The following is a 12035-nucleotide window of genomic DNA, read 5'->3' as shown; positions in this document are numbered from 1 at the left end:
TTGTGCTAGATTGTAAAGGGAAAAAGCTATAATTTAGCAAGAAGTTCTTTTGCTTTTGAAATAGCATCTTCTTTGTTAGTAAATACTTCTTGTTCGTTAGAAAGCATATTTTTAACTTTGAATTCATTGTTTTCAAGTATTAGGATAACAGGGATGTTTTTACTATATTTTTTATAGATTTTGTTTGTATTTGATGTAAAACTACTAGTTTTTCTGAATTCTTTTAACTCTTTTTTAATTATAGCTTCAGCTTCTTCAAAAATTTCATGAGATTTTGAAAAATCAAAACCTTCTTCTATTTTTTCACCTGTAAGTTCGCAAATAAAACCAAATTCATATAAATGAATATCTTTAAATAAATCTTCTTTATCTAAAATATCAAATAGACGAGATAGACCTATAGACCCCCCTATTCCACCTATATTTTGATTTGGTAAAAATGTATTGATAAGTCCATCGTATTGACCACCACTCATCATAGAACCATATTTAGAAAGTTCTCCTTCTATGAATGTTTCGAACACAATTCCTGTATAATAATCTAATCCTCTAGTGATTGAAAGATCTAACACTGCTTTATTATTACTTTTTATCACATATTCTAATTCTTCTATAAAAGGTTTTATATTCTCTATATTTTTCCAAGAAAATGATTTTAAATCATTTATAGATGAGCAATTAATCAAGTTAATTGTTTTTTTAATATCCTCATCAGATAAATCTATTTCTTTTAGTTTTTCGCAAACTTTTTCTTCGCCTATCTTTTTAATATCATCTATTATTTGAAGAATTTTCGTTGATTTGTCTGATAAATTATTTTCTTCAAAAAATTGATTTAAAATAGCTCTGTGTCCTACAAGAATTTCAAAGTTAAATTGTTTTTTTAAAATAGAGGTATTTTCTAAAATATTTTTTAAAGTATTTGCTAGAGTTAATAAAATTCTATTACTACTACCTTTCCCTAATCTTTCTACTGGGGCAGCTATGTCTATGTCGCATTGGTAAAATTCTCTGAAACGACCTGCTTGGGCTCTTTCGCCTCTATATACTTTACCTATTTGGTAACGAGGGAATGGCATTGGTAAATCGTTAAGGTTATTTGCTACGTATCTAGCGAATGGTACTGTAAGGTCAAATCTAAGTCCTTGAGGAGTGTCTTTATCTATTTTGTAAATAAGCTTTTGATTTTCTTCTCCACCTTTACCATTAAGAACTTCCCATCTTTCGATAGCAGGAGTATCTATTGAAAAAAAGCCTTCTTCTTCGAAAGTTTTTTCTATAGTTCTCTTTATTTTATCAAAAATTATTTGCTTCTTTAGAGATAATTCTTGGAAACCTGACATTGGTTTAGCGATTACTTTACTCATTTCTTGCTTCTCCTTTTGCACGAATTAAAGTTGAAATATCAATTGTAAATTTTTTATCATGTATTATTTATACACTCAAAAAAATTGAAATTTATTTCAACATACTTCGCACAAAATTATTGTAAGAATTTTTTACGAAGCATTAAAACTTTGATTATTATATGGTATTTCTTTTGAAAATTCAATGAAATTTTGATGGAGTAGAAATTAAAAAAGACCCTAATTTCTTAGGATCTTTCTATTTTTCTTAAAGAGGATATTAAATTCTTCTTTTAAGTTGTTCTTTAATATCTTTAGTTGTGTCTAATCTGATGTTAAAGATTGCAGTTTGTTTAGCTTCTCTTAACTCTAGTTCTTGGCCGTTTAAGATAACTTTAGTATTTTCTATGTTACCGATTGTAAGGTAATATACTTTGTTTTCTTCTAGAGTTGGTAATTGGCTGTTTTCACCTTTTCTTAAAAGTGTTTCGAAAACGTCGTTTCCGCCGCCTATATCCATTTTTTCTACGTGAGAGTATTCGTACTTACCACCTTCTTTAAGTTTAATCCAAACAGAGCCTGTAGCTATCATTTGAATATCTCTTCTTACGCTTGAAATTGGAGTAGCTTCTTCTTTAGTTTCTTCAGGAGTAATTGTTGCTTCGTCTGTAACTACTTCTTCTGAAGTTTCAATTCCTTCTTCAGTTGGTAATACCTCACCTTCTTGAACTTCAATTCCGCCTTCTAACATAGCTTCTTGGTTCATAGCTTCTATTAGATTATCTTCTTCAGACATTAGATCTTGTAAGATTTTTTCATTCATAGCTTCTCTAGCTTCATCCGCTTTCTTTTGAGTATACATATTGTAACCATATAGGGAAAGAGATGTGAATGCTAAGACACCAAGAACTAGGAACAACATTTTCATGTATAAGCCGTTCTTTTCTATGTTTTGGTATTGTCTTTCTACAATTTCTTCTTTAGTTTCTTCAGATGTTTCTGAGATAGAGTCTTTGTAGATATTGATTAATTCGTTGTCATCTAGACCTAAGTAATTAGCATATGCTCTAATGTAGCCATATACATATGTTTTACCTGGGATTTCATCCATGTTATCATCTTCAAGAGCTTCTAGGTAAGAACTTTTAATCATAAGAGAAGATGAAATTTCTTTTATAGAAACGTTTTTCTCTAATCTTTTTTCTTTTAAGATGCTTCCGCAAGAAGGTTTAACTTCTTCTACATCGCATACAACTCCGTTTTCCATTTTCATTTTAACTACGAAATCTTCTGTGTTTGCTGTATCGTCTATAACTATAGGAGCAGCTTTTTCTTCTTTAGGAGCTTCTGTCGTTTCTTGAGCAACTTCATTTTCTGTAGCAACTTCTAGTGCTACAGCTTCTTGTTTTATTTCTTCAGCCTGCTTAGCGATTTTTTCCATAATTTCCTTCTTAGCAGCAGCTTTTTTAAGAGCTATTTTTGAAGCTGTTTTTTTAGCAGCAGTATTTTTACTTTTTTTACTTTTTGCTTTTTCTACCATTTTCATCCCCTATAAGATTGGTTGTTGTTTTAAATTAATTTCTTCTAATGCTCTAAGCATTAAATCTAATTTTTCATTAGCATTTCTGTATCTGTAAGGATTTACAGTATGTAACTTCATCTCTCTTAGTAATTCTGGATTAATGAAGTTAGGTGTTTCTCTTGTTACAGCATTGTAGTATCTTTGGAAATCTTCGATATAGCTATCAATTATAAATCTGCTGATAACATATTCTTCATTTTCTCCAGGAGTACTTTCCATATCGCTGTGAATGTAATAGAACTCTTCCATGAATTTGTTTTTAATAACTTCCCATTCGTAGTTCATTCTTTCTACTTCTTTATAGTAAAGTTTGAAAGTACCAAGATCTCTTTTTTCGTAAGATATTTTCATTAGGCTGAATACTCTTACGTATTTTTCTTCGTCGAAGCCAATAAGTTTCTTGAATTCGATAAGATCTTTCTTGAAAGTTTGTTCTTGTACAGTTGCAAGAGGAACTTCCATAGGTTGTTCTTGGAATTCTTCTGGAGTTTCTCTTCCTAGATCAGCAACATAAACTTCTTCAGTTTCTTCAATAACTTCCTCTTCATATCTTTCTTCAGAATGAGAAGCCTCTCTAATAACTGTTTTGTTTTCTATATGGCTTTCTTCTTTAACAGGAATGATAACTTTAAGAACGCTTTTCTTTGCCTCGTCTTCAGAAAGAACTACTTCTTTATGATCATGATTTTCTTCTACATGATGAGGTTTAGCAGCTTTTTGAGCATCTTTAAGTTCTTTAAGTTTTCTGCTGAAGATATTCATTCTAGCGTCTAGTTTTTCTGCTTTATCTTCTCTGATAACTTCTTGAGTTTCTTCAGGAGCTTCGTATTTACCATAAGGAGCTTCAACTGGTTTCATAGGCGCGTCTACTAATCTTTCTGTTCTAGTTCCTGTAGATACTCTTATTTTTTTTACAGATTGGTTGTTGAAATAGATTCTATTTTCTCTTTCTAGACTATCCATGTCTTCGAAATTTTTATTAAGATCTTCGTTAACAACTTCTATGTTTTGAGGTTTAACTCTAGTTTTTTGCATATGCTCTCTGTTTAGGAAAACAAATAAAGCTATAGAGATGAATAATAGTAGTAATATTGTTAGAAGATGACTGAATGCTTTTTTCTTATCTTCTTTACCTTCTGCTGCAAGAACTTTATGTTTCTTTTCAGCTACAACTTTAATTTCTTTTTTAAGAGAAGTGATTTCTTTTTTAGTATGTTCTATATCCTTTTTAGTAAAGTGAACATCTTTTTTAGTTGCATCAATATTTTTGTGAGTTTCTTTTAACTCTTCTTTTGTAGCAAACTTGTCCTTAGGGAAAGTTTCTTGATGTTGTATTTTAAGAGGTTTTTTATGCTCTATTTCTAGTTTAATTTCCTCTTCTTCTACTTTTTTATTAGGAACATCAATTGTAAGCTTAACTTCTTGAACTTCTTTCTTTTCAGCTTTCGCTTCTTTTTTATCTTCTTTATGATGAGTTAAGTTGTGAAGTTTTTCCTCAATTTTTTTCTCTATTTTTTCAACAGTTTCAGTTACTGTTTCAGCAATAGTATGAGATGCCTTTGCTTCTGGTTGAATAGTCTCGTCAGCAGGCTTAATCTTTTTAACTCTATCTTCAATTTTTTTGATTTGCTCTTTGATAACTTCAATCTTTTCTTGATTTTCAGCTTCTCTCTTCTCTGCTCTTTTAATTCTTCTTTTAGCAGATTTAATTTTATCTTCTAATTCAAAGATTTTACTTCTTTCTCTTTCTTCTTTAGCAGTGAACCCTTCTATCTTTGGATTTTCTTCAATCTTTTTAAGTTTGATTTTAACTCTTTCTAAGTGATCTTCTAGATTCTTAAGTGTTTTTGCACTTGTTCCCTTTGTAGAAGTAGCTCTTTTAAGATCAAGATGTAAGAAATCTAATCTTTCTTTACATACTTTTAATAATTCTGTTAATTTGTTATGCTCTATTTTATTAGCAATTCTTTGATCAGGCATTTCTACATAATCTCTATATAGATTTAAGCCTTTATAGATAACGTCTAGTTTTAGATATTTATTATTTTTCTTAGGACGAACGTTCATTGGATTAACGTTGTATTTTTCTGAAAGAAGTCTATCCCATTTTCTTTCTTTATCAGTTTCATCTGGATTGATAATTAGAATAGGATCTATAACTTCGTCTGAAATCTTGTGGTCTATGACAAATATTGGTTGAACTTTGTTGTTAGGCAAGTAAAAAGCTTCAAAGTCTACATCATTTGATTTATATACAAACTTATCTAACGATGTCTTTTCGTCCATCGTCCATTTTTCAATTTTTTTGTTATCCATAGTGTCTTTCCCACGCTTTACTAATTTGTAAATATGAGTGTATTATACTATAAAAAACAATAAAGGTCAAAAGAAAATTGTTTAGAAAAACTACTTTTTATCGTCCTGTTGAACATAAGCTTCTGCAAGGTGTTCAGCGCAATATTGTTTTTTATCTTCAGTTTGGCATCCACAGAATAAGAAGTTACCGTCTTCGTCACCCTCTTCTAGTGGCCATTTACACATATTAAAACCGATATCTTGAAGTTTATAGCCTTTGCCTGTAGAAGCAGGAGCTGATGCTTTTTTAGTAGCAGGCTTTTCAATAACTTTGATTTCTTTTTCTTCAGAAGTAGTTTCTTTTTTAGTAGATTTAGTAGTTTTTTTAACTGCCTTTTTAGCTTCTTTAGCTGGAGCTTCACCTAGAGGAAGTTCTAAAGTTTTTGCTTTAGTAGCTTTTTTAGTACCTTCTTTTTTAGCTTTTGGAGATGCTTTCTTCGCTGTTTTTTCAGGAGTTTTTTTAATAGATAAGCTCTTGAATAGACTAGGCTTTTTAGCAGGAGTCTCTTTTTTAATAGTTTCGTTAAGTTTTAATCTATGAATTTTTCCTATAACAGCATTCTTAGAAAGGTCTAACTTTTTACCTATTTCTGAAGTAGTAAGTCCCTTTGCTAAGTACTTTTTTAATTTTTCAACTTTTTTGTCTGTCCAGCTATTATTTTTCATTAGAAATATCTTTCATTTTTAATTTGTCTTGTTAACGAAATTGTGTTAGAATATTAATTGATATGAGAATTATATAGAATGATTGGGTAACTGTCAATATTATTTATTTGGAATGTGTGATATGAGTTTATTTTGCGATATATTAGGTTTTATTTTTTTTGCATTATTGCCGTTTTATTTAGGCTTTAAAATGGAGTGTTTTGGCTCTTATATAGTTAGGATGTTCGGATATACAAATGCCGAGCTTATTTTAAAATATAAGGGATGGAAAAAGCTTATGAAAAACAAGAAGATATCTGGTAGAAAATACTGGATGGATGTTAGAGCTAAAATGCTTAGAAAAAGATTGTTTAGACATCTTATTTTAGGGTCTGTTTTTGCGGCTCTTTCTTATAATATGTATCTAGCTATAGATTCTTTGTTTTTACCTCTAGTTATTGTGTTTTTAATTCTTGCTTATATGATATTTCTTATCTCAGAGATTGATAGAAAGTTTTGTTTGATACCGGATTTGATTTCTTTCCCTGCTATATTGGTTACTTTTCTTTTTGTGGCTTTAAAAGGATATTATGTAGATTTGACTACTATTGATGTTGTTGCTAACAATTCTAAATTGTTGGCTGGAATTTTACATTATACATCACCTTCTGTTTTAAATAGTGCTATGTGTTCCATTTATGCTTATTTACTTTGTATCATTCTAACTGTTATTACATACAAGAAATACCCTGATGGGTTTGGTGGCGGAGATCTTAAGCTATTGATTTTCTTGGGTGCTTTACTTGGGTTTACTTATTTTCCTTATTTGATAATAGTATCAATCGTTTATTTTGCTATGGCGTCTTTGGTACTTAGAATGAGATATTTACCTTATGCTCCGTTTGCTTTATTATCATTGTTGAGCATATTTGCATATGGTGTTTTGGCTTAAAACTATAAAGGGGGAGATTTTATGATTAAGCTTTTTAAATTGGGAATTGTTTCTATTGCTATTTCTTTAGTTTCATCAGTGGCTTTTGCGATGAATGTGGCTGATGAGGAGTACAATACTTTTTATAAGTGCGTTAAGGAATTTTGTAATAACGCTGTTACCGATGGTAACGGCATTTTAGCTTGCAATAAAGATTATAAGGGAAATGAGTATGTAAATGTTAATGGTGCTAAATTAAGAAAAGGTAGGGAGTTATTTAATTATGCGAATGCTATGTGTACCTTTTCTATAAAGGATAGACATAAAAGAGATATGTTTGAGTTAGCATTCCAAATAGATGCTAAGAATGTTCAAGCTGTTGCTAATATACAGAGTTATCTTTCTAGTAAAGCTAAAGGTGAGAACTATGGTTACCATTATAAGTTTTATAGAAACTGCATGAGAGAACAATGCGCTGACCCTACTAATCCAGATGCTCCACAATATATAAACTGTTGGAAGCCTTATAAAATGGAAATTCTAGAGAAAAAATGTGAAGATGTTTTGGCTAAGTCCTCTACTCCGTTTACTATTAAAGCTGAAATGTATGATGAGATTAGAAAGGCTCAATTTAATTTTTGCATGGATAATCCCGGGGCTATTTTCGATAATAATACAATGAAGTGTTCTTTCATGGTAGAATTCAGGGCTGAAAATATGAAGACTGTTAAGAAAAGAAAAGAATTTGTTATGGGTGAAGTAGTTGAGTGTGCTCAAAATTACTTTGATGTAGACCTTGGTACTAGAAAAGAGAAAAGCACTTTTTTCTTAGATGCTATTGTTACTTCTGTTAAAGGTGTTGTGAATGTCGTTAAGGCCATTCCTAATATTGTTACTATGATTATTAATGCTGCTGCTATGACTACAGAAATGGCTGCTAATACGGTTAAAGAAATGAATAGAATTACCCTTGCAAAAAGAGGTGCTTGTTTTATGAATGATCAGCAAGTTGCTGAAGAAGGTGATATGTTTATTATTGGAGGTATGGATCAATAATGAAAAAATTTATTTTAACTTTATCTATTTTATCTTCTTGTTTTATTGCGAACAAATCTTTTGCTATAGACCTGAATAATATAGAAAATAGTGATTGTAAGAGACTTTATGATAGATGTATGAATTTACAATGTTATAACGATGGTTTTGGAAGATGTGGTTGTTCTTCTATGGCCGAACAAAATATACCTGAAGATAAACGAGCAGATATCAAACCTATTGGATATTCTGTTTATGTTAAGCAAAAACAAGAATGTGCTTCTTTATTAAATCAATGCCCTACTCTTAAGAGAAAGATTGTTTCAGAGTATAAAATGGCTATGGATAATGACTGCGCTCAATTAGCTTTGGGAAATATTAAGACCAATTTGCAAAAGGCCGCTGAAGATTCTTATTTTGGTAGATATGAGAAATTTAAATCTTGTATGAAACCTTTGTGTTCTGAGGGAAAGGATCCTGATTTACAGTTTACTAAGTGTTTTACTGCTGATGCTATTAATAAAGTTGGAAATCATTGTTCTGCCCATGCCGATTCTCCTGGTCAGTTAATGGAGCTTAAGGAAGAATTCTTATCTGATATGGGAAATGTTAAAAGAGTTTATTGCGATAGAATTGATTCTGGGCAAATTGTTAATGCAGCTAATAATGCTGGTGAATGTAAAGTAGAGATTGCGTTTGGATATTATAAGCCAAACAATGCTAGACAAAGAGATGCCCAAGACGTTGCTCAGACTCAAGAAACTGGTATGAAGATATTTGCTACTAGAATGTTTGGGATTGGTGATATTATAGATTGTACTGAGGCAGGATTTAATACCGTTGCTAAGGTTAAAGATAATACTGCTAAATTGCAAAAGGCTTTGATACAAAGTGAGAAAATTAGAGTTGTTGGAAGCTATATAAGTATTACAGGAGCTGTTGCAAATACTGTTGGTGGTATAGTTTCAGCTGCTGAGGCTAGTAAGGCTGCTAATAAAGTTGCAGAAGCTGCAGCAGAGACTGGTAAGAAAGTTACTGATACCGCTACAGGATTTCAAAAAGGTATGAGAACTGTGAATATGGTTTCATCTGGATTGAGTTCTTCTTTGTTTGCTGTTAGTGGTATTATGAATGCTATGGTAAGAACTGAGCAATTGAATGAGCAAAGTAAGAAGATTATAGATACTTCTAAGAACAACCTATTTTGTTTTATGGATCAAAGACCTATTATACAGGAAGGTGCGAAGTTTAAATTAAATTGGATTGAATAATTTGGGAGAGAATTCAATATGAATAAAAAAGTTTTAAGTTTATTTGTTGGAGTTAGTGCTTTTGCTATTTTGGTTAGCACTGTTATAGCAGCTCCTAGAGGTAGAATGAGAAGAGAAGTTTCCAACACTGTTGCTACCCCTGCCCCGGTTATACAACCTGAAAAAGATAAGGTTATGGAGCTTATTGGGATACCAGGTTATTTGGTTAACTCTGAAAGTTGTGAACTGTTTTATTCTATGTGTATGAATAAATATTGTATACAAGATGATGTTAAGGGAGCTTGTTCTTGTTCGGCCTCAGCATTAAATATGAATAAAGATAATGGTGAACTAGCTCAGTTTTATGATTTAGATGGTTATATGGTTAAGGAAGGTATTGAATTACTTCAATATTCTGAGACGCAGTGTAAGGCTATTTTAGATAAATGTTCTGGCATGGAAAGTGGTTTGAAAAATTCTTTTGCTATAACTTCTCAGTCTGATTGTGTTGGGTGGGCAGCTAAGAACCCTGAAGTTGAACCAACTATTTATGATGAGTTGAAACAGTTGGAAGCTTGTATGGAACCTGTTTGCAAGGGAGATAAAGGAATGCCTGATTATGTTCCTTTTGTTAAATGTTTTGATCTAGATGAGGCAGAGGTTTTGCTTAATGAGTGCTCTCATATTATTGCTAAAAGTCATAGTAACCTTGGATTAAAAGAGTATTTTGTTAATTCTATGAAAGTTAGAATGCAAGACTTTTGTGCTGATTTAGGACATGCTTCTACGGCTGATGATCCTTATGGGTGTGATGTTAAAGTATCTTATGGTGTTACTTCTGAAAAACCTCTTAAGGAGATGACTTTTAAGATGGGTGATACAATTATGTGTTCTCAAGAATATTTTGGTACAGAAACTCCTGTAGTTAAGTCTATTGCCAAGCAGAATGCTAAGAAAATGAAAAACCGTGCTTACGCTGACACTATTAATGGTGGTGTGCAGTTAGTTGCTGCTGTTGCCAATGTTGCTACTCCTGGTGGAAATGCTGCGAGTACTGCTGCAAATTCAGCTTCGAAAGGTATAGATGCTGCTGCTAAAGCCGCTGATAAAGCTACAAAACTTCAGAAATTTGCCGATAGCGCTAAATATGCTAAGACTTTAAGTGTTATTGATAAGACTGCAAAAGTTTCTAGCTATGCTGCTGTAGGTACAAGTTTGGCTAATGTCGCTGTTTCTGCAAGTGGTAATGAAAAGCTTAAAAAAAATGTTGGAGAGGTTGCTGAAGTTACTGGGAAAGCCGCAAGTGCTACTAGTGGTGGCACTGGTGCAACTGTAGGAGCTCTTGCTGGTGCTGGAGTTGGTGCTGCAATGGGTGGCGTTGGAAATATTTTATCTGCTGCTGGAGACATTACTAATGGAATTGCTGATATTAAAAAGTATAGTGCTATAGAAAAATACTCTGTTGAAGTTAGAGCTAAAGGGTCTTGTTGGGTGAATGGGCAGATGGTAGCTCAAGAAGGTCAAGTCATGACTTTAATGTGGAAAGATTTTTATAAGTTTTAACTTTTAGTTTGATTTGATTTATAAAAAATGATATATTTTTCTTAGATATTTAGGGAGGATTTTATGAGAGTTTCAAGAAAGATAGTTTCTGTTATGTTAGTTGCTGAGCTATTTGTCATTAATAGTTTTGCTAAACATTCTTTTGCTGCGAGAGGTAGACGAGTTAGAACCGCAGGCAATCAAGTTGCTACACCGGCATCTGCTGAAGTGGTCAACCCTTTTGCAGGTAATGAAGTTACTACACCCTCTTCTAACGATTCTTTGAGTAAATTACAGGAACAATTAAATGCTACTAGTGAACAGTTAGAGACTTCTTCGCAAACTGTTGTAGATACCGATTCTGGTGTTGTGGTTCAGTCTGAAAGTGTTGTTGAGGGTGCTGAAGATGTTTTAGTTAGCCCAGTTGATATGGAGTCTAGTGAGGAATTTAAGCAAATTAAAAAAACTATGCAAGATATTTGCTCTGCTGGTAGTTCTGCTCCTATGTATTTAGGATGTTTTAATAAATATAAATTTGAATCTGCTTTTTTAGAAGCTGTTGAGGAAAATGATATTTCTGAGAGTTTTGATGTTGTTGCTTTGGAAGACGAAGTTGCTAAGATGATTAAGAAAAGAAAAGTTTCTTTATGTGCTGATGGTGGTGGTAAATGGAAAGAAGATAAGGATACTTGTGAATATAAAGTTACTTATAAAAGAGATGGAGAAATAGCTGAGAAGTGGTTTACAGTTGGTAAAAGATTTATGTGTGGATATGAGACTTTTGGATTAGGTATTAAGAGAGAAAAAGTTGATGATACTGGACATAAGATGGCTGTTATTATGGGATCTGTTCAAACAGGTTTAGCTGCTATCAATATGGCATCAAGCATTGATTTGAGTGGTTTTAAAAGTGGTAAAAAGAAAAAGGCGGAAGCTTTGGAGGCTTTAGGAGATGATAAAGGGGCTTTTACCTCTGATTCGAACTTAGCAGATATTGAAAAAGAAGTAAATAGAAGAAGAAAAGTACAGGCTAAAGCTGATGCTAAGATTGACGTTTTAAGAGAAGATTATAAAACAGATGCTTCGTTTGAGAGAGCAAAAAGAGCAGCCGAAAAAGATTATTCTTCTTATAGTTCTGAAGGTGAAGTTTACCTTGATATGGATAGTTTTGAGGGAGTTGCTACTGGTGTAGGTGGCATAGTTGAATCTTCTATAAATCAAAAGGAAATGGAGAGATCCGCAGATCAAATTTACGGTGTTTGTGAGTTTGGAAATGAAATAATTCCGGAAGAAAATACTGTTAAGATTGAATGGATTTATTAACTTACGAAAACATTTGTTTTGAAGTT

The 12035-nt window shown here is 32.1% G+C and carries 9 protein-coding genes; 5 read left to right on the top strand and 4 right to left on the bottom strand.

What is annotated here, in order from left to right; all coding sequences use genetic code 11:
* Positions 1-26: 26 nt before the first annotated feature.
* The 4 genes from N4A44_02955 to N4A44_02940 form a co-directional block, all read right to left on the bottom strand.
* Positions 27-1367: a histidine--tRNA ligase family protein gene (locus tag N4A44_02955; GenBank protein MCT4552601.1), complete on the bottom strand. Its 1341-nt coding sequence runs from the start codon at positions 1365-1367 to the stop codon at positions 27-29.
* Positions 1368-1626: 259 nt separating this feature from the next.
* Entirely contained in the window at positions 1627-2886 is a 1260-nt protein-coding gene (locus tag N4A44_02950) for a helix-turn-helix domain-containing protein (protein ID MCT4552600.1), read from the bottom strand.
* 9 nt (positions 2887-2895) lie between these two features.
* Positions 2896-5244, bottom strand: a complete 2349-nt coding sequence (locus tag N4A44_02945) for a hypothetical protein (GenBank protein ID MCT4552599.1) — start codon at positions 5242-5244, stop codon at positions 2896-2898.
* 90 nt (positions 5245-5334) lie between these two features.
* Positions 5335-5949, bottom strand: coding sequence for a hypothetical protein (locus N4A44_02940; GenBank protein ID MCT4552598.1), 615 nt, complete (start codon positions 5947-5949; stop codon positions 5335-5337).
* Between the two features lie 190 nt (positions 5950-6139).
* Here N4A44_02940 and N4A44_02935 point away from each other — a divergent pair, with 190 nt between their 5' ends.
* The 5 genes from N4A44_02935 to N4A44_02915 all read left to right on the top strand — a co-directional run bounded on the left by N4A44_02935 (position 6140) and on the right by N4A44_02915 (position 12009).
* Positions 6140-6880, top strand: a complete 741-nt coding sequence (locus tag N4A44_02935; protein ID MCT4552597.1) for a prepilin peptidase — start codon at positions 6140-6142, stop codon at positions 6878-6880.
* A gap of 21 nt (positions 6881-6901) precedes the next feature.
* Positions 6902-7915: a hypothetical protein gene (locus N4A44_02930; protein MCT4552596.1), complete on the top strand. Its 1014-nt coding sequence runs from the start codon at positions 6902-6904 to the stop codon at positions 7913-7915.
* Positions 7915-9165 (top strand): hypothetical protein, encoded by a 1251-nt coding sequence (locus N4A44_02925; GenBank protein MCT4552595.1) that lies wholly within the window; start codon positions 7915-7917, stop codon positions 9163-9165. The genes N4A44_02930 and N4A44_02925 overlap by 1 nt, the downstream gene beginning before the upstream one ends.
* 18 nt (positions 9166-9183) lie before the next feature.
* Positions 9184-10707, top strand: a complete 1524-nt coding sequence (locus N4A44_02920) for a hypothetical protein (GenBank protein ID MCT4552594.1) — start codon at positions 9184-9186, stop codon at positions 10705-10707.
* Positions 10708-10770: 63 nt separating this feature from the next.
* Positions 10771-12009 carry a hypothetical protein gene (locus N4A44_02915; GenBank protein ID MCT4552593.1) on the top strand — a complete coding sequence of 413 codons (1239 nt, stop codon included), beginning with the start codon at positions 10771-10773 and terminating at the stop codon, positions 12007-12009.
* The last annotated feature ends 26 nt before the right edge of the window (positions 12010-12035 follow it).

It is taken from the genome of Alphaproteobacteria bacterium, assembly GCA_025210155.1.
Lineage (GTDB): Bacteria > Pseudomonadota > Alphaproteobacteria > Rs-D84 > CASDRH01 > JAOASE01.
Note: the sequence above shows the minus strand (reverse complement) of the source record. Positions and strands in the feature narration are given on the sequence as shown.

Excerpts from the sequence above, each read along its gene's own strand:
- N4A44_02930 (MCT4552596.1), top strand. The coding sequence starts at position 6,902 with ATGATTAAGCTTTTTAAATTGGGAATTGTTTCTATTGCTATTTCTTTA.
- N4A44_02920 (MCT4552594.1), top strand. The coding sequence starts at position 9,184 with ATGAATAAAAAAGTTTTAAGTTTATTTGTTGGAGTTAGTGCTTTTGCT.
- N4A44_02915 (MCT4552593.1), top strand. The coding sequence starts at position 10,771 with ATGAGAGTTTCAAGAAAGATAGTTTCTGTTATGTTAGTTGCTGAGCTA.
- N4A44_02925 (MCT4552595.1), top strand. The coding sequence starts at position 7,915 with ATGAAAAAATTTATTTTAACTTTATCTATTTTATCTTCTTGTTTTATT.
- N4A44_02950 (MCT4552600.1), bottom strand. The coding sequence starts at position 2,886 with ATGGTAGAAAAAGCAAAAAGTAAAAAAAGTAAAAATACTGCTGCTAAA.
- N4A44_02935 (MCT4552597.1), top strand. The coding sequence starts at position 6,140 with ATGGAGTGTTTTGGCTCTTATATAGTTAGGATGTTCGGATATACAAAT.
- N4A44_02955 (MCT4552601.1), bottom strand. The coding sequence starts at position 1,367 with ATGAGTAAAGTAATCGCTAAACCAATGTCAGGTTTCCAAGAATTATCT.
- N4A44_02940 (MCT4552598.1), bottom strand. The coding sequence starts at position 5,949 with ATGAAAAATAATAGCTGGACAGACAAAAAAGTTGAAAAATTAAAAAAG.
- N4A44_02945 (MCT4552599.1), bottom strand. The coding sequence starts at position 5,244 with ATGGATAACAAAAAAATTGAAAAATGGACGATGGACGAAAAGACATCG.